This is a genomic window from Microbacterium sp. Z11_20 (genome assembly GCF_057197605.1).
This window is the reverse complement of the sequence record NZ_JBXVOQ010000001.1, coordinates 278,915-296,821: the sequence shown is the minus strand read 5'-3', so window position 1 is coordinate 296,821 and position 17,907 is coordinate 278,915. Positions and strand designations below refer to the sequence as shown.

Below are 17,907 nucleotides of genomic sequence, written 5' to 3'. Positions count from 1 at the left end.
GCTCGCGTCCACTGTGTAGTTCTCAAAGTACGGGCGGTGCCCTTCTCGTGTGTCGCACTGCGACAACGAAAAAGGCCCAGAGGTTCAGCTGCGGTCGAAACCGCATCCGGTCCCTCAGGACCCAACAGCGTGCTTGTGCCGGCCAGTTCACCAAGTTCATTTCCAGCTGCAAGCAGCGTACTGAGAACCGGGAGACCCGATCGGCACCTCGTCAAATGTTCCACCCTTGAGCTACCAGCGAGAACATTCGTCTCGATCTGGCGCCTGGACACTCCGAAGAGTGCCAGATGCTCCTTAGAAAGGAGGTGATCCAGCCGCACCTTCCGGTACGGCTACCTTGTTACGACTTAGTCCTAATTACCGATCCCACCTTCGACAGCTCCCTCCACAAGGGTTGGGCCACCGGCTTCAGGTGTTACCGACTTTCATGACTTGACGGGCGGTGTGTACAAGACCCGGGAACGTATTCACCGCAGCGTTGCTGATCTGCGATTACTAGCGACTCCGACTTCATGAGGTCGAGTTGCAGACCTCAATCCGAACTGGGACCGGCTTTTTGGGATTCGCTCCACCTCACGGTATTGCAGCCCTTTGTACCGGCCATTGTAGCATGCGTGAAGCCCAAGACATAAGGGGCATGATGATTTGACGTCATCCCCACCTTCCTCCGAGTTGACCCCGGCAGTATCCCATGAGTTCCCACCATTACGTGCTGGCAACATAGAACGAGGGTTGCGCTCGTTGCGGGACTTAACCCAACATCTCACGACACGAGCTGACGACAACCATGCACCACCTGTATAGAGACCTTGCGGGGCGACTGTTTCCAGCCGTTTCCTCTATATGTCAAGCCTTGGTAAGGTTCTTCGCGTTGCATCGAATTAATCCGCATGCTCCGCCGCTTGTGCGGGTCCCCGTCAATTCCTTTGAGTTTTAGCCTTGCGGCCGTACTCCCCAGGCGGGGAACTTAATGCGTTAGCTGCGTCACGGAATCCGTGGAATGGACCCCACAACTAGTTCCCAACGTTTACGGGGTGGACTACCAGGGTATCTAAGCCTGTTTGCTCCCCACCCTTTCGCTCCTCAGCGTCAGTTACGGCCCAGAGATCTGCCTTCGCCATCGGTGTTCCTCCTGATATCTGCGCATTCCACCGCTACACCAGGAATTCCAATCTCCCCTACCGCACTCTAGTCTGCCCGTACCCACTGCAGGCTGGAGGTTGAGCCTCCAGTTTTCACAGCAGACGCGACAAACCGCCTACGAGCTCTTTACGCCCAATAATTCCGGATAACGCTTGCACCCTACGTATTACCGCGGCTGCTGGCACGTAGTTAGCCGGTGCTTTTTCTGCAGGTACCGTCACTTTCGCTTCTTCCCTGCTAAAAGAGGTTTACAACCCGAAGGCCGTCGTCCCTCACGCGGCGTTGCTGCATCAGGCTTTCGCCCATTGTGCAATATTCCCCACTGCTGCCTCCCGTAGGAGTCTGGGCCGTGTCTCAGTCCCAGTGTGGCCGGTCACCCTCTCAGGCCGGCTACCCGTCGACGCCTTGGTGAGCCATTACCTCACCAACTAGCTGATAGGCCGCGAGCCCATCCCAGACCGAAGTTCTTTCCAGCTGCTGACCATGCGGTCGCAGCTCGTATCCGGTATTAGCAGCTGTTTCCAACTGTTATCCCAGAGTCCGGGGCAGGTTGCTCACGTGTTACTCACCCGTTCGCCACTGATCCGGAGAGCAAGCTCTCCTTCACCGTTCGACTTGCATGTGTTAAGCACGCCGCCAGCGTTCATCCTGAGCCAGGATCAAACTCTCCGTAGAAGAATTTTGCTGCGATCGAACCGGAATGGGTTCGGCCGAGCGAGTTTGATCTGACGATCGGATGTCATTACTGACATTTATCCGTTTAATCTCAAAAGAATCTCATCGGTCAGACAAGCTGACCGCGAGGTTTTTTGGCATTTGACAAGTGCACGCTGTTGAGTTCTCAAGGATCGGATGCTCCTGCTGCTCGGCCTCTCGGCTCTGCCCGCAGGGCAACTTCTCTATCTTATCCGTTTCGCTCAGCTTGTCAAATCGACGTTTCGTTCGTTCCGAATCGGAACCGAGCGTCGGGGACGCAGCCTGAGCGGCCGGAACCCCATCCTAGACCCGGAGGTCGTCACACTCAAGTGAGTGTGAGGCTGGGGGTGGTTCTCCGCTTGAGAGGTAGCGGGGCCTTTCGGCCTCTCCGCTCTCCCCTGTGGGGCGAACAAGTAATAAGTTACGTGGGATCCGGGGACTCGGCAAATCTCGGCGCATCCCGGGCGTGTCGCCCGTGTTTCCGGGCCTCGGGGCAGACGGTGGCGCGGGGCCGGTGCCGCCGAGAAGTCACCCCGCCGCCCGCCGTCGCAGCAGGATCGCGAGGCACAGGAGCAGCGTCGCGGCGCCCCACCCCGCCGCGGCGGGGGGCAGCACGCGGTAGGCGAGGTGGGCGGGGGTGAAGCCGGCGCCGAGGGGGCCGTGCACGGCGAGGCCGATCAGCCACGCGCCGGCGAGGACGACGGGCAGCGAGCACCACCATGCGGTGCGTACCGGTGCCGGAAGCAGGCGCACCACCGGCTCGGGCGTGCGGCGGCTCATCCGGATCAGGCCCCACGCGGCGAGGATCGTGAGACCGACGACGCTCGAGCCGTGCTGCAACCACGAGTACCCCCGGAGCGCGCCCCACCGTTCGTCGAGCACGGGGAGCAGTTCCACTCCCCCGCGTCCTTCGTGCGTGAACAGGTCCCACACGATGTGCGTCACCACGCCGAGCGCGAGGGAGAGCACGACCAGGCCCACGCGTGGCCACGACAGCCGCCTACCCGGAAGAGCGACCGTCTCGCGCAGGCCCTCGGTCGCCCCGGCGTCCCACGCGGCGGGAAGCCGCTCGGCCACCCGCCGCGGGACGAGTTCGCGGACGGCAGGACGCAGGACGCATCGCCACACCAGCAGCAGCATGGCCGCCATCGCCACGGTCAGGGGCAGCCATGCCAGATCGTGCGTGCGACCGTAGGGCGGCACCACCCCCCGCACGAACAGCGGCAGATCGGGTGCCATCGCCCCGATCGCGAGTGCCGCCGGAACCAGGGGCGTGCGCACGAATGCCAGGGCCACCACCGCGTGGCTCGGCGTCAACGGCACGGCGCGGGCTCAGTCGAGGAAGACGCCGGCGAGAGTCTTCTTGCCACGTCGGAGCACCGAGACCCCGCCGGGAAGCGATGCGTCGACGACGGCGTCGTCCGCGGTCACCCGCTCACCATCCAGCGTCACCCCGCCCTGCGCGATCGCGCGCCGCGCCTCGCTCAGACTCGTCACGAGCCCGGTCGCCACCAGCGCATCCACCACCGATGTGCCCGCCGGCACCCGGGCGTGCGGAAGCTCTTCCAGCGCGCTGCGCAGTGTCGCCGCATCCAGCGACGAGAGGTCTCCCTGACCGAAGAGAGCCTCGGATGCCGCAGCCACTGCGGACGCGGACTCCATGCCGTGCACGAATGCCGTCACTTCCAGCGCGAGTCGTCGTTGCGCGCCACGGCGGAACGGCTCCTCGGCCACCAGCCGTTCGTACTCCGAGATCTCCGCCCCCGTGAGGAACGTGAACACCTTCAGGCGCGCGATCACATCCGCGTCGAGGGTGTTGAGGAAGAACTGGTAGAACGCGTACGGGCTGCACATCTGCGGATCCAGCCAGATCGCGTTGCCCTCGCTCTTGCCGAACTTCGTGCCGTCGGCGTTGGTGATCAGCGGCGTGCCGACCGCGTGCACCGATCGCCCCTCCACCCGGTGGATGAGGTCGACGCCGCTGACGAGGTTCCCCCACTGGTCGCTCCCCCCGGTCTGCAGAACGCAGCCGTACGAGCGGAAGAGCTCGAGGTAGTCCAGCCCCTGCAGGATCTGGTAGCTGAACTCGGTGTAGCTGATGCCGGCGTCGGAGTTGAGCCGCGCCGCCACCGCGTCCTTCTTCAGCATCGCGCCCACGCGGTAGTGCTTTCCGATGTCGCGGAGGAAGTCGATGGCGCTCAGCGGCGCCGTCCAGTCGAGATTGTTCACGATCCGCGCCGCGTTGTCGCCGTCGAAGCTCAGGAAGCGCTCGACCTGGGCGCGGAGGAAACCGACCCATTCCTGCACGGTCTCGGGAGTGTTCAACGTCCTTTCGGCCGTCGGGCGCGGATCGCCGATCAGGCCGGTCGACCCGCCCACGAGCCCGAGCGGCCGGTGGCCGGCCAGCTGCAGACGTCGCATCGTCAGCAGTTGCACGAGGTTTCCCAGGTGCAGGCTGGGCGCCGTGGGGTCGAACCCGCAGTAGAACACGATCGGAGGCCCGCCCAGGAGCGTGCGCAGATCCCCGGCATCCGTGGACACGTGCACGAGCCCCCGCCAGTTCAGCTCGTCCCAGACGTTGTCGAAGGACGGGTCGTTCTCGGGCGCGAGCGCGCTCACAGCGCTGTCGGTGGGTGGGGCGGACACATCCGCCAGGCTACCAGCGGGCGTGGGGCCTCACGACGCTGCGACCTCATCGAACAGCCCGATGAGGTTGCCCTCCGAGTCCCTGATGTAGACCCATCGGGAGGTGTCGGTGAGGGGCTGGATCTCGCCGATCTGCTCAGACCGCAGCACCCCACCACACGAGCGCTGCGGCCCCCAGGGCGCAGGCCCAGCTGACGAGGCTCCCCACGAGGAAGTACTCGGCACGGTCTCCGGCGTCGCCGTCACGGGAGATCTCGGGGAAGCGCACGATGCCTTTCGCCGCGAGAACGGCCGCCAGCAGCGTGTAGGCGCCGGCCAACGTGAGCGCGAAGACGAGGAGGCGCTCGAGCGGGCCGATGAGACGCCCGCCCTTCAGGGCGGAGTCGGCCGGCGCGAGCGCGACGCGCTCCCCGCGTAGCGCCGAGCGGACGACGATGTTCGCCGATTCGAGCAGGAACATCGCCGCGCCCACGACGACGACGAGCGCGTCGATCGCGACCGGGCCGAAGGGCGCCACCGGCTGCCAGCTTTCGCCGAGCGGTCCCGGCGTCGCCCGCGGGCCCGCGGCGAGCACGGCCGTCGCGCAGATCGCCGCCACGACCGCTGCCGCCCAGATACCGGCGCGCCGCGCCCCGTCCGGGGAGACCAGCGCCACCCAGCCGGCGGCCAGGAGCGCCGCCGCGATCGCCACGGGGACGGCGTCCACCGCCGCGCTCGCGGCGATCAGCACGACGGCGGCGGCGAGGTAGGCGAGCCATCGGCCGCGCGCGGGCGCGAACTGGCGCAGCAGATCGGCTGCCCCGATCATCAGCAGGAGCATGCCGGCGAAGATCACGGCGTCCCCGCCGGGGTCAGCGAGGCGAAGCCCTCCACGATCGCACCGGCACCGGCACCGCCGAGTGCCTGTGACACGGCGGACTGCGTGATGCCCTCCGCCTCGGCCAGCGCCCGTTGCGTGCGACCGAGGCACCGTCCGTATACGAGGCGCCGCGTGCGCTCGCTCATCGAGCCCACGAGCTGGTCTCGTGCGAGGAGATACGCGTTGGCGAACGCGGCGGAGGAGCGCATGCCGGCATTCTCCTCCCCCTCTGCGACGCTCACCCATGTCCGCGCGCTCGGCGCGGCGCGCTGCTGCAGGCCGTGCACGCGGTCGATCGCCGCCCGCGCCGCCCACCACCCAGGGCCGTCGGTGAGCTCGCTCGCGCCCGAGGGCACGGGGTTGACGCGGCCGAGGCCGACGCCGAAGCGGCACTCCACGCCGTCGGGCAGTGCCAATTGCAGCAGGAGCAGCGAACTCAGCGCCGCCTCCAACCCCGGATAGACCGCCTGCAACTCGTCGCCGACGGTGGGTGTCAAGCGGCGTTCGGCGAGGGGATGCTCCGCCTCCACGCGCGCGATGGTCTCCTCGAGGACGCGCTGTGCGTGCGCGCGGTCGGCGAGGCGGCGGGAGCCGACGATGTCGGCGATCACGACCGTGGTCATCCGATAAGCATATAACTGATCGTCAGGAAATATCAGCCAAAGACTTATCTCAGAGTCCGAGTTCGCGCGTCACCGCCTGCGCGCGAGTGACGAGCTGACGCCGCTGCTCGCTCACGCGCTCCGGGGCGGTCCCGCCCACACCCGAGCGACTGGCGACCGAGCCTTCGACCGTGAGGACGTCGCGCACCGCGGGGGTGAGCGCCGGGGAGACCTCCGCGAGGAGCTCGTCCGGAGCATCCTCGAGCCCGATCCCGCGCTCCTCGCAGGCCCGCACGAGCGAGCCCGAGATCTCGTGCGCATCACGGAAGGGCACTCCCTGCCGCACCAGCCAGTCGGCCACGTCGGTCGCGAGCGAGAACCCCTCCGGCGCCAGGGCGGCCATCCGGGCGGTGTCGAAGCGCAGCGTCGCGATCATTCCCGCGAAGGCGGGAAGCACCAGCTCGAGGGTGCGCACGCTGTCGAAGACCGGTTCCTTGTCCTCCTGCAGATCGCGGTTGTACGCCAACGGCAGGCCCTTGAGCGTGGCCAGGAGCCCCGCCAGGTTGCCGATGAGGCGCCCCGCCTTGCCCCGGGCAAGCTCCGCGATGTCGGGGTTCTTCTTCTGCGGCATGATGCTCGAACCGGTCGAGTACGCGTCGTCGAGCGTGACGAAGCCGAACTCGCGCGTGTTCCACAGGATGACGTCTTCGGCGAAGCGCGACACATCCACCGCGATCATGGCCGTGACGAAGGCGAATTCGGCCACGACGTCGCGCGAGGCGGTGCCATCGAGGGAGTTCTCCGCCGGGCGGGCAAGGCCCAGTTCCCGGGCGACCAGCTCAGGGTCGAGCCCGAGGCTCGATCCCGCCAGCGCTCCCCCGCCGTACGGTGACACCGCGGCGCGACCCGACCAATCGCGCAGACGCTCGAGCCCGCGCAGCAGCGCCCAGCCGTACGCCTGCAGGTGATGCGCGAGCAGCACGGGCTGAGCATGCTGCAGGTGCGTCCGCCCCGGCATGACCGCGTCGGCGTGCGCGTCGGCCTGAGCGACGATCGCGTCGATGAGGCGCAGGACCTCGCGCGCGATCGTGCGACCGTGATCGAGGAGGTAGAGCCGCACGAGGGTGGCGATCTGGTCGTTGCGGCTCCGGCCGGCGCGGAGCTTCCCCCCGAGCCCGGGGCCGACCTGCGCGATCAGCGCGGCCTCGAGGGCGCCGTGGACGTCCTCGTCGTCCGGGCCGGCTACGAGAGTTCCCTCCACCACCCGGGCGGCGAGCGCGTCGAGCCCCGCGTGCATCGCCGCCGCCTCATCCACGCTCAGATAGCCCGCCGCCTCCAGCGCCTTCGCGTGCGCATGCGAGCCGGCGATGTCGTAGAGCGCGAGGTCCCAGTCGAAGTGCGTCGAACGGCTGAGCGCGGCCAGTTCGGCTGACGGGCCGCCCGAGAACCGGGCACCCCACAGGGCCCCGTCGTTCGTGCCGTGCCCCGACTGACTCATTGCTCCAGCCTATCGACCCGCTCGCGGGCGGCCGGCTCCCGCACGACCCAGTCGCTCACCCGGGCGATGCCGGCCTCCAGCGGTCCGCGTCCGATGAGCAGAGCCCAGAGCGTGCACGCCGCCAGCAGCGCGAGCGTCATCGGCCAGAACGGTTCGAGCGCCCGGAACCCGCGGAGGTCACCGCTGTCGCCCAGCACGGATGCCGCGATCACGGCCCACACGACCAGCTGCGCCGTGTAGGCGGTCAACGGCATCGAGCCCACGGCGCGCAGCGGCACGACCACCCAGCGGAGCACCGTGCGGCAGACGAGCAGGGACAGACCGATCACGGCGATCGCGAAACCTCCTGAGCCGACCACCTCCAGCACGCCGCTGGAGTGCGCGCGGGCCGTCCATACGGCATTGAAGAGCGACAGCGGCTCGTCGGCGAACTGCGAACCCGATACGGCCGCCACGGCGTACGCGAGCACGGCGAGGGCGGAGCCGGCGCCCAGGAGGAGCACGGCCGTCCGGACCGACCGCAGGTCGGTGCGGCCGATGGCCATCCCCGCGAGCAGGAACGCGATCCACACCGGGAAGGGGTAATGCCACCCGATGACCGTGGAGATCGCGGCCCCATCAGGGGTGAACCAGAAGGGCGACGCGTCCCACAGCGCCTGCGGGAAAGGCATGACGATGCCGAGGACCGCGGCGAGCACGAACAGCGTACGGGCGCGGAGGCCGAGGAACGGCAGCGACAGGAGGAACAGGATGGCGTAGGCGGGCAGGATGACGTAGACCGGCACCCCGGTGCTCACCAGGGCCACCCCGATGACCCACAGCAGCGCACCCCGCAGCGCGATGCGCCCCGAGGCGCGGGCGCGCGCGGGGCCCTGCAGCGGCCTGGGACCGCCGGTGACCAGCGCGATCGACACACCCGCGAGCGTGGCGAAGAGGATCGAGGACCGGCCGTTGACGACGTCCACCCACGTGGCCGGGTCGGCCGGGACGAACGCCTCGATGACGAGCAGGTGCGCCGCGAGCATCCCGACGACGGCCAGTCCTCGCGCCAGGTCGATGCCGGCCAGGCGCGGCGGCGCGTCGAAACGCCGCCACCGCGACGTGAGCCAGCCGGTCAGTCCTGCCGCAGCAGCCACACCAGGAGCGCCTTCTGCGCGTGAAGCCTGTTCTCGGCCTCATCCCACACGACGCTCTGGGGGCCGTCGATGATCTCCGCGTCGACCTCGTAACCGCGATCGGCGGGCAGACAGTGGATGAAGATCGCGTCCTGCCGCGCGAGCCCCATGATGTCGTGCGTCACCTTGTAGGCGCCGAGATCACGCAGGCGTGCGAGTTTCTCCTCCTCCTTGCCCATCGACACCCAGGTGTCGGTCACGACGACATCCGCCCCCGCGGCCGCCTCGATGGCGTCGGTGTACAGCGTGACCGAGCCGCCGGTGCGGGCGGCGATGGCGTCGGCATCGGCGACGACATCCTCGCGCGGCGCATAATTCTCCGGCGAGGCCACGCGCACGTGCATTCCGGCGGTGACGCACGCCAGGACGTACGAGTGCGCCATATTGCTCCGGCCGTCGCCGAAGAAGGAGAGGGTGAGGCCGGCCAGCTCGCCCTTGTGCTCGCGGATGGTCAGCAGGTCGGCCAGCAGCTGGCAGGGGTGGAAGTCGTCGCTGAGCGCGTTGACGACGGGAACGCGCGTGCCGCGGGCCATCTCCTCGAGCCCCGACTGCGCGTACGTGCGCCACACGATCGCGGCGACCTGCCTCTCGAGCACGCGGGCGGTGTCCGAGGGGGTCTCCTTGCCGCCCAGCTGGCTGTTGGCGGTGGAGATGATCAGCGGGGATCCCCCGAGGTCGGCGATGCCGACGGCGAAGGACACCCGCGTGCGCGTGGACGACTTGTCGAAGATCACCGCCACGGTCTGGGGGCCCGCGAGGGGCCTGGTCCCCCAGCGATCCTTCTTCAGTTCGAGCGCGAGGTCGAGGATCTCGGATTGTTCGGCGGGACTGAGGTCATCATCACGCAGGAGGTGTCGGGTCACGCGGAAACTCCCTTCGCCGCTTCGGCGGCATCCTCGAGCAGCAGCGAGTCGGAAACGGTCGCGAGCGACGCGGCGAACAGCCGCGTGAACTCCTCGATCTCGGTGTCGCCGATCGTCAGCGGCGGCGCGAGACGGATGGTGTCATCGTTCGGGGCGTTCACGATCAGGCCGTGCTGCTGAGCGGCGGCGACGATCGCCTTGGCGACGGGGTGGCTCAGCGTCACACCGAGGAGCAGTCCCCGTCCGCGGATGCCGGTCACCAATGTCGAGCCGATTCCCTCGATCGCGGTGCGCACTTGAGCGCCGCGCCGGCGGGCGTTGTCCACGAGCCCCGCCCGCTCGATCTCATCCAGGACCGCGCCGGCCACGGCGGTGCCGAGCGCATTGCCGCCGAAGGTGGAGCCGTGGGTGCCGGGGTAGAACAACTCGCTCGCGGCGGCGTAGGTGATCAGCGCGCCGATCGGGAAGCCGCCGCCCATACCCTTCGCCACCGTGATCGCGTCGGGGGTGATGCCCTCGTGCTGGAAGGCGAACCACTCCCCCGTGCGCCCGGCGCCCGTCTGGATCTCGTCGATGATCAGCAGCGCGCCGGAGCGCCCCGTGAGAGAACGGGCTGCGGCGAGATATCCCTCCGGAAGGTCCACGACGCCGGCCTCGCCCTGGATCGGTTCGACGATCAGGGCGGCGACGCGGTCATCCATCGCCGCCGCCAGGGCGTCGATCGTGGGGTCGATGTGCTCGACGCCCGGCACCATGGGGAGGAAGTCGGCCTGGAGGGCCGGCTTCCCGGTGAGAGCGAGGGTGCCCATGGTGCGGCCGTGGAAGCCGCCCTTCAGGGTGAGGATGCGGGTGCGACCGGTTTCGCGGCCGTGCAGGCGCGCCAGCTTGAACGCCGCTTCGTTGGCCTCCGCACCGGAGTTGCCGAAGTACACGCGCCCGGCGGGGCCGGTTCCGGCCAGCCGCTTGAGGCGGGCGGCGAGCTCGAGTTGCGGCGGGGTCGCGAAGTAGTTCGACACGTGCACGAGGGTGGCCGCCTGACGGGAGACCGCCTCCACGAAGACCGGGTGCGCATGGCCCAGCGCGTCCACGGCGATCCCGGCGAGGAAGTCGAGGTAGCGCCGTCCGTCCTCGTCCCACAGATATGCGCCTTCACCGCGGACGAACAGCGCCATCCGTTCGCCGAAGCTGCGGACGAGGTCGCGCCCGGCGTCCTCCTGCCACGTCGTTGCGTCGCTCATGCGACGACCTCCGTTCCGATCCCCTTGCTGGTGAACAGCTCCACGAGCACCGAGTGCGGCACCCGGCCATCGATGATCGCCGCCGTCGGCACGTCACCGTCGACGGCGTCCAGGCACGCCTGCATCTTAGGGATCATCCCGGACTGCAGGCGCGGCATCATCGCTCGAAGCTCGGACGATGTCAGGTGGGAGACGAGGGATTGCCGGTTGGGCCAGTCGGCGTACAGCCCCGCCACGTCGGTGAGGATCACGAGCTTCTGCGCTTTCAGCGCGACCGCGAGCGCGGCCGCGGCCGCGTCGGCGTTCACGTTGAGCGAGTGGCCGGGACGATCCAGGTCGGGGGCGATGCTCGAGACGATCGGGATGCGGCCGGCGGCGAGGTGGTCGAGGATGGCCTTCGGATCCACCGACTCGACGTCGCCCACCCGGCCGAGGTCGTGCTCGATGCCGTCGACGACGACGCCGCGGCGCCGCCCGCCGAACAGCCCCGCGTCCTCACCGCTGAGGCCGGTGGCCAGCGGGCCGTGGGCGTTGACCTTCGCCACCAGCTGCGGGTTGATCTGGCCGGTGAGCACCATCCGCACGACGCTGATCGCCTCCGTCGAGGTGACCCGGTAGCCCCCCTTGAACTCGCTGGGGATGGCCAGGCGATCGAGCATCGAGGAGATCTGCGGGCCCCCGCCGTGCACGACCACCGGGAGCACCCCGACATAGCGGAGGTAGGCGATGTCGGCGGCGAATGCCTCCTGCAGCTCGTCGCTGACCATCGCGTTGCCGCCGTACTTGATCACGATGATCGAGTCGCGGTACCGCCGCAGCCACGGGAGGGACTCCACGAGGATGGCCGCGCGCTCGCTCGCGGCGGCGGGGTCGGTGTCTTGAAGATCGATTCCGGTCATGAGGAGTAGGCGCTGTTCTCGTGAACGTAGTCGTGGGTGAGGTCGTTGGTGAGGATCACCGCGCCGGCGTCGCCGGCTTTCAGGTCGATCCCCACCCGCGTGGCACGCGGAGTGAGATCGACCTCTTCGCGGGGGCGGTCCGGCCCGCCGGCCGTGCACACGCGCACCCCGTTCATCCACACGTCCACGTCGTACGGGTCGAACTGCGCCGTGGTGGTCCCGATCGCGGCGAGCACCCGGCCCCAGTTGGGGTCGTTGCCGAAGATCGCGGCTTTGAAGAGATTGTTGCGGGCCACCGAGCGGCCGACTTCGACGGCCTCTTCCTCGGTGGCGGCGTGCACCACCTCGATGCGGATGTCGTGGCTCGCGCCCTCCGCGTCGGACTGCAGCTGCTCGGCCAGATCGAGGCACACCGCGGCGAGCGCCGCACGGAACGACCCGGCCTCGGGGCGGATGCCGCTGGCCCCGCTCACGAGAAGGCTGACCTGGTCGTTCGTGGACATGCAGCCGTCGGAGTCCAGCCGGTCGAAGCTCACGCGGGTCGCGTGCCGGAGCGCGGCATCCGCCTCGGCGGAGTCGAGCACCGCGTCGGTGGTCAGCACCACGAGCATCGTGGCAAGCCCGGGGGCCAGCATCCCGGCACCCTTCGCCATCCCGCCGATCGTCCAGCCGCCCTCGCTGTGCACGACCCGTTTGGGGCGCGAGTCGGTCGTCATGATCGCGAGCGACGCGTCCTCTCCCCCGTCGTCCGAGAGCGCCGCGACGGCCTCCTCGACACCGCGGAGCACCTTGCCGCGGAACACCTCGTCGCCGGTGCCGATGAGACCGGTCGAGCACACCAGCACGTCGCCGGCACCGACCCCGAGGAGCTCCCCGGTCTTCTCGGCGGTCTGATGCGTCGTCTGGAATCCGAACGAGCCGGTGAAGCAGTTGGCCCCGCCGGAGTTGAGCACGATGGCCTCGACGACCCCGTCCTTGATCGCCTGCTCCGACCACAGGATCGGGTTGGCCTTGGCGCGGTTGGACGTGAACACGGCCGCTCCCACCTTGAGCGGGCCGCGGTTCACCACGACGGCGACATCGGGCTTGCCGGTGGATTTGAGTCCGACGGCCACGCCTGCGGCGTCGAATCCGGCGGGGGCGGTGACGCTCACGGTGCCACTCCGTTCACGCTCAGCGCGCGGGTTTCGGGAAGCCCGAGCGCGATGTTCATCGACTGCACAGCGGCACCTGCGGTGCCCTTGACGAGGTTGTCCACGGCCGTGACCACGACGACGCGGTTCGCGTCCCGGTCGATCGCGAGCCCCAGCAGAGCGGTGTTCGCGCCGATCACGTCCGCGGTGCGTGGGAAGGCGCCGGCGGGCAGAAGGTGGACGAAGGGCTCACCGTCGTACGCCTCCTCCCACGCGGCACGGATCTGATCGTCGGTGGCCCCGGGGGTGATCGGCGCGGAGGTGGTGGCGAGGATGCCGCGGGCCATCGGGACGATCACCGGGGTGAAGGAGACACGCACCGATGCCGCATCCGCGCCCGCCGCCACCAGGGCCTGGCGGATCTCGGGGATATGGCGGTGGGTGCCGCCGACGGCGTACGGGTTGGCCGAACCGAGGACCTCGCTGGCGAGGAGATTCGTCTTGAGGCTCTTCCCCGCACCGCTGGGGCCGACCGCGAGCACGCTGACGATGTCGGACGCGGACACGACGCCGGCGGCGACCCCCGGCGCGATGCTGAGCGACACCGAGGAGGCGTTGCATCCGGGGGCTGCGATCCGCGTCGCACCGACGAGGGCGTCGCGCTGCTTTCCGGAACCGACCGGCAGCTCCGGCACTCCGTACGTCCACGCCTCGGCGAAGTCGCCGCCGTAGAAGCGGCCCCAATCGACGGAATCGGTGAGGCGGTGGTCCGCTCCGGCGTCGATCACGAGCGGCGTATCGGCCAGCGCGTCGGTGTACTGACCGGATTGTCCGTGCGGAAGAGCCAGGATGACGATGTCGTGCCCGGCGAGGACCTCCGGCGTCGTCTCCTGCAGGGTGAGACCGGCGAGGGAGCGCAGGTGCGGCTGGTGCTCGATGAGCGGCTGGCCGGCGGTGGAGTGCGCGGTGACGGTGCGGATCTGGACGTCCGGGTGTCCGGCGAGCAGGCGCAGCATCTCGCCGCCGGCGTAGCCGGATGCACCGGAGACGGCGACCGAATAGGGCATGACTTCCACCTTATGTCTGGGACGGGGCCGGAGACGGCGACACCCGAGCCGCAGACGCGCTCCCGGAGTCGCCTAGAGTCGGCGGCCGCGGCGAAGCGGGCGCACGCCGGGGCCGCGGAGCGCGAGCGAGGCGGAGCCGGCGGGAAGCATGCGCCGACCCTAGCCCCGTGCGAGACCGGTATGCAAATCCCGTCCCGACAGCATCGTCACCGAGCTGGCCGACGGCGAGGCGGCGTTCGGCGTTCAAAACTCAGGAGATTCCGCCCCATCCGGGCCCCAACGGCCACCCCGCACGGCGTGTCTCCTGAGTTTTGAACGCCGACAGGCCGCACCGGGTACCGACACCCGGCGCCACGCCGCGAGGCCCGGTCTGTTCAAAACTCAGGAGATTCCGCCCCATCGGGGCCCCACGGCCACCCCGCACGGCGTGTCTCCTGAGTTTTGAACGCCGAGGTCAGTCGCGGATGCTGGCGCCGAAGCGCTCAGAGGCGACCGCCACGCCGGCGAGCTTGGCCTCGGTGGCCTCCGCGGACGTGAGCGTGCGGTCGGGCGCGCGGAACCGCAGTGCGTACGTGAGGCTCTTGCTCCCCTCCGCCACGCCCTGCCCGCGGTAGTCGTCCACCAGCCGCGCGGACTCCAGCAGCGCGCCCGCGCCGTCGACCAGCGCGGAACGCACCTCGGCCGCCGGCACATCGGCGCCCACGACGAGGGACACGTCCTGCGTCGCTGCCGGGTAGCCGGAGAGGGATGCGGCGACCACGGGCCCACCGGTCCGCTCCAGGAGCAGGTCGAGGTTCAGCTCGGCCACCGCGACACGACCCGGAAGGTCGGCGTCGGCGGCGACGGAGGGAAGCAGTTCGCCCACGTAGCCCACCTCGGCGCCGCCCACCGTGAGCACGCCGGTGCGGCCGGGGTGAAGGGCCGCGCGCCGGCCCTCGGCGACGCCGATCTCGACTCCGGCTGCGGCCCCGATCGTGCGCACCGCGTCCAGCGCGTCGGCGACGCCGAAGGGCTCGGCGTCGACGCCGGGCTGCTTTGCCACCCGGTTACCGGTGAGCAGCACCGCGACGTGCCGGGGCTGCGGGGGGATGGCCGCGTCGAGTTCTGCCAGCGTCGCTGCATCCGGACGCACGGCCGGCTCCGGGACGATCTCGGTGCCGTAGGTGACACCGGGCTCGGGGAGGAACACCGTGCCGGTTTCGAAGAGGGCGAGGTCGGTCAGTCCGCGGGAGACGTTGCGGTGGGCCACCTGGAGGAGCCCGGGCACGAGCGAGCGCCGCAGGAACGGCGCCTGTCCGTCAAGCGGGTTCGCGAGCTTGACGCTCGGGAGGTGCTCGCCCCCGGCCGACCCGTGCAGGTGGTTCTGCTCGGCGGTGGTGAAGCCGAAGGACGGCGTCTCGACGTATCCCGCGGCCGCCAGCGCGTTCGCGACACGGCGCCGCCCCTGCTGCAGCGGGGTGTAGCCGCGGCCGGACGGGGGGACGGGGAGCTCCGACGGGATGCGGTCGTACCCGGTGATGCGCGCGACCTCTTCGGCAAGGGTCCATTTGTCGGTGAGGTCGGGGCGCCACGACGGCGGGATGACGATCCAGGCGCCGGCGGCGGCGTCTGCTTCGGTCACGTCGCACCCGATGGTCTCGAGCGCGCCAGTGATCTCGGCATCCCGGTAATCCACCCCGATGAGTCCGGAGACGAACACCTTGGGCAGTTCGACCGCCTCGACGAACACCTCGGCGAAGATCGCTCCGCCCGTCTCGGTGTCGAGGGTGCCGCCGGCGTGCTCGACCATCAGGTCGGCGACGCGCCGCGCCGCGACGAACGGGATGAGGGGGTCGACGCCCCGCTCGAAGCGGCGCGACGCCTCGGACGGCAGCTTGTGACGGCGCGCGGTGCGGGCGATGGTGACCGGGTCGAAGATCGCCGCTTCGATGAGGACGTTGCGGGTCTGCCCCGTCATCTCGGTCTTCCCGCCGCCCATCACGCCCGCCAGCCCGATGGGGCCCGACTCGTCGGTGATCAGCAGGTCTTCTGCGCTGAGCGTGCGCTCCTTGCCGTCGAGCGTCGTGAGCTTCTCGCCGTGGTGCGCCCGGCGCACCGTGATGCCGCCGGTCAGCGTGTCCAGGTCGTAGCCGTGGATCGGGTTGCCGAGCTCGAGCATCACGTAGTTGGTGATGTCGATGAGAATGCCCAGAGACCGGATGCCCGCGAGGGTGAGCCGTGCCACCATCCACGGCGGCGTGGGCCTGGTCGGATCCACGCCGCGGACGATCCGGGCCACGAACTCGCCCGCCCCGACGCGTCCCCGGATCGGCGACTCGTCGATGACGGCGACCGGGAACCCGCCGGTGGGCTGGTCGAGCTCTTCGAACGGGCGGTCGCCCGGGTCGCGGAACGCCGCGCCCGTGGCGTGGGAGTACTCGCGTGCCACGCCGCGCAGACTCAGGGCGTACCCGCGGTCGGGCGTGACGTTGATCTCGACGGCGACGTCATCCAGCCCCAGCAGCGCAATCGCGTCGGTGCCGACCTCGGGGTCGAGGCCGAGTTCGGTGAGTCGCAGGATTCCGCTGTGCTCCTCCCCCAGCCCCAGCTCCTTGGCCGAGGCGATCATGCCGTCCGAGACATGGCCGTACGTCTTGCGCGCGGCGATCGGGAACGGACCGGGGAGGACGGCGCCCGGAAGGGTCACGACGACCTTGTCACCGACGAAGAAGTTGCCCGCCCCGCACACGATCCCGCGGACATCCCGGTCACCGCCGCCAGCGGCGGTGTCGGTCCCTGAGCCTGTCGAAGGGCCGACGTCCACCTGGCACCAGCGGATGGTCTTGCCGTTGGACTGCGGCTCCTCGACGAAGTCGACCACCTGTCCGACCACGATCGGGCCGGTCAGGCCGAACCCGTGGACGTCCTCCTCCTCGAAGCCGACGGAGACGAGGGAGGCGAGGATGTCTTCGGGCGTGGCGTCGGCGGGAACGTCGACGTACTCACGCAGCCACGCGATGGGAACGCGCATCAGACCACCATTCCGAACTGCTCGCTGAAGCGGATGTCACCCTCGGCCATGTCGCGCATGTCCTGGACGTCGGAGCGGAACATCAGCGTCCGCTCGAAACCCATCCCGAAGGCGAAGCCGGAGTACACCTCCGGGTCGACCCCGGCCGCGCGCAGCACGTTGGGGTTGACCATGCCGCATCCGCCCCACTCGATCCAGCGCGCCCCGCCCTTGAAGGTCGGGTGCCACAGGTCGAACTCGGCCGAGGGCTCGGTGAACGGGAAGTAGTTCGCGCGCATCCGCGTCTTGGCCTCTGCTCCGAACAGCTGCCGGGCGACATGGTCGAGGGTGCCGCGGAGGTGGGCCATGGTGATGCCCTTGTCGACCACGAGCCCCTCGAACTGGCTGAACACCGGGAGGTGCGTCGCGTCGAACTCGTCGGTGCGGTACACCCGGCCGGGCGACACGATGTAGATCGGCAGTTCGCGGGTCAGCAGCGAGCGCATCTGCACGGGGCTCGTCTGCGTGCGCAGCAGCAGGTGGCGCGAGACCGGGTCGACGTAGAAGGTGTCCTGCATCTGGCGGGCCGGGTGGTCGGCGTCGAGGTTCAGGGCGTCGAAGTTGTACCACTCGTGCTCGAGCTCCGGGCCCTCCACGATCTCCCAGCTCATCCCGACGAAGATGTCGGCGACCTGGTCCTGCAGGAGGGTGAGCGGATGCCGCGCACCGACGCGGGCGCGCTGCGGGAGCGCCGTGATGTCCAGGCGCTCCGCCTCCAGCTTCGCCGCGGTCTCCGCCTCGGCCAGCGAGGCCTCGCGAGCGGCGAGCGCCTGGTTCACGCGGCCGCGCGCCTGCCCGACGAGCTTGCCGAACTGCGCCTTGTTCTCCGGCGCCACGTCGCGCAGGCGGGCATTGAGCCGCGCGAGCGGCGACCCCTCGCCGGAGTGTGCAGCACGAGCGGACTTCAGGTCGGCGGTGCTGGCGGCGGCGTCGATGGCGGCGAGAGCCGCATCCACGGCGGCGTCGACCGCTTCAGGGGTGATCTCGGGGGCGTCGGACACGAGAGTCGAGTCTACCGACGGGCGGGCGGCGCCCCGTT

14 protein-coding genes and 1 rRNA gene are annotated in these 17,907 nt (G+C 69.4%); all 15 read right to left on the bottom strand.

Going from position 1 to position 17,907, the window contains the following annotated elements:
• Positions 1–298: 298 nt before the first annotated feature.
• The 15 genes from AC2DFQ_RS01385 to pheS all read right to left on the bottom strand — a co-directional run bounded on the left by AC2DFQ_RS01385 (position 299) and on the right by pheS (position 17,869).
• A 16S ribosomal RNA gene (locus tag AC2DFQ_RS01385) occupies positions 299–1,818 on the bottom strand.
• 549 nt (positions 1,819–2,367) lie between these two features.
• Positions 2,368–3,162: a DUF4184 family protein gene (locus AC2DFQ_RS01380; RefSeq protein ID WP_484532716.1), complete on the bottom strand. Its 795-nt coding sequence runs from the start codon at positions 3,160–3,162 to the stop codon at positions 2,368–2,370.
• Positions 3,163–3,171: 9 nt separating this feature from the next.
• Positions 3,172–4,485 carry a tyrosine--tRNA ligase gene (gene tyrS, locus AC2DFQ_RS01375; RefSeq protein ID WP_484532715.1) on the bottom strand — a complete coding sequence of 438 codons (1,314 nt, stop codon included), beginning with the start codon at positions 4,483–4,485 and terminating at the stop codon, positions 3,172–3,174.
• Between the two features lie 30 nt (positions 4,486–4,515).
• Complete coding sequence (locus AC2DFQ_RS01370) at positions 4,516–4,635, bottom strand: VOC family protein (RefSeq protein ID WP_484532714.1); 120 nt, start codon at positions 4,633–4,635, stop codon at positions 4,516–4,518.
• Positions 4,622–5,320, bottom strand: a complete 699-nt coding sequence (locus AC2DFQ_RS01365) for a hypothetical protein (RefSeq protein WP_484532713.1) — start codon at positions 5,318–5,320, stop codon at positions 4,622–4,624. Before AC2DFQ_RS01365 ends, AC2DFQ_RS01370 begins: the two co-directional genes overlap by 14 nt.
• Positions 5,317–5,967 (bottom strand): SatD family protein, encoded by a 651-nt coding sequence (locus AC2DFQ_RS01360; protein ID WP_484532712.1) that lies wholly within the window; start codon positions 5,965–5,967, stop codon positions 5,317–5,319. The genes AC2DFQ_RS01365 and AC2DFQ_RS01360 overlap by 4 nt, the downstream gene beginning before the upstream one ends.
• Positions 5,968–6,016: 49 nt before the next feature.
• Positions 6,017–7,444 carry an argininosuccinate lyase gene (argH, locus tag AC2DFQ_RS01355; RefSeq protein ID WP_484532711.1) on the bottom strand — a complete coding sequence of 476 codons (1,428 nt, stop codon included), beginning with the start codon at positions 7,442–7,444 and terminating at the stop codon, positions 6,017–6,019.
• Positions 7,441–8,580 carry a heparan-alpha-glucosaminide N-acetyltransferase domain-containing protein gene (locus AC2DFQ_RS01350; protein ID WP_484532710.1) on the bottom strand — a complete coding sequence of 380 codons (1,140 nt, stop codon included), beginning with the start codon at positions 8,578–8,580 and terminating at the stop codon, positions 7,441–7,443. Before AC2DFQ_RS01350 ends, argH begins: the two co-directional genes overlap by 4 nt.
• On the bottom strand, positions 8,559–9,482 hold the full coding sequence (argF, locus tag AC2DFQ_RS01345) for an ornithine carbamoyltransferase (protein WP_484532709.1): 924 nt from the start codon (positions 9,480–9,482) through the stop codon (positions 8,559–8,561). The genes AC2DFQ_RS01350 and argF overlap by 22 nt, the downstream gene beginning before the upstream one ends.
• Positions 9,479–10,720, bottom strand: a complete 1,242-nt coding sequence (locus tag AC2DFQ_RS01340) for an acetylornithine transaminase (protein WP_484532708.1) — start codon at positions 10,718–10,720, stop codon at positions 9,479–9,481. The genes argF and AC2DFQ_RS01340 overlap by 4 nt, the downstream gene beginning before the upstream one ends.
• Positions 10,717–11,619, bottom strand: coding sequence for an acetylglutamate kinase (gene argB, locus AC2DFQ_RS01335; RefSeq protein WP_484532707.1), 903 nt, complete (start codon positions 11,617–11,619; stop codon positions 10,717–10,719). Before argB ends, AC2DFQ_RS01340 begins: the two co-directional genes overlap by 4 nt.
• Positions 11,616–12,773 (bottom strand): bifunctional glutamate N-acetyltransferase/amino-acid acetyltransferase ArgJ, encoded by a 1,158-nt coding sequence (gene argJ, locus AC2DFQ_RS01330; RefSeq protein ID WP_484532706.1) that lies wholly within the window; start codon positions 12,771–12,773, stop codon positions 11,616–11,618. The genes argB and argJ overlap by 4 nt, the downstream gene beginning before the upstream one ends.
• Positions 12,770–13,819: an N-acetyl-gamma-glutamyl-phosphate reductase gene (gene argC / locus AC2DFQ_RS01325; protein WP_484532705.1), complete on the bottom strand. Its 1,050-nt coding sequence runs from the start codon at positions 13,817–13,819 to the stop codon at positions 12,770–12,772. The genes argJ and argC overlap by 4 nt, the downstream gene beginning before the upstream one ends.
• 454 nt (positions 13,820–14,273) lie before the next feature.
• Positions 14,274–16,829 carry a phenylalanine--tRNA ligase subunit beta gene (gene pheT / locus AC2DFQ_RS01320; RefSeq protein ID WP_484532704.1) on the bottom strand — a complete coding sequence of 852 codons (2,556 nt, stop codon included), beginning with the start codon at positions 16,827–16,829 and terminating at the stop codon, positions 14,274–14,276.
• Complete coding sequence (gene pheS, locus AC2DFQ_RS01315) at positions 16,829–17,869, bottom strand: phenylalanine--tRNA ligase subunit alpha (RefSeq protein WP_484509635.1); 1,041 nt, start codon at positions 17,867–17,869, stop codon at positions 16,829–16,831. The genes pheT and pheS overlap by 1 nt, the downstream gene beginning before the upstream one ends.
• Positions 17,870–17,907: the final 38 nt, after the last annotated feature.

Coding starts and splice junctions, on each gene's coding strand:
- argB (WP_484532707.1), bottom strand. CDS start 11,619: ATGACCGGAATCGATCTTCAAGACACCGACCCCGCCGCCGCGAGCGAG.
- AC2DFQ_RS01340 (WP_484532708.1), bottom strand. CDS start 10,720: ATGAGCGACGCAACGACGTGGCAGGAGGACGCCGGGCGCGACCTCGTC.
- argH (WP_484532711.1), bottom strand. CDS start 7,444: ATGAGTCAGTCGGGGCACGGCACGAACGACGGGGCCCTGTGGGGTGCC.
- argC (WP_484532705.1), bottom strand. CDS start 13,819: ATGCCCTATTCGGTCGCCGTCTCCGGTGCATCCGGCTACGCCGGCGGC.
- pheT (WP_484532704.1), bottom strand. CDS start 16,829: ATGCGCGTTCCCATCGCGTGGCTGCGTGAGTACGTCGACGTTCCCGCC.
- AC2DFQ_RS01360 (WP_484532712.1), bottom strand. CDS start 5,967: ATGACCACGGTCGTGATCGCCGACATCGTCGGCTCCCGCCGCCTCGCC.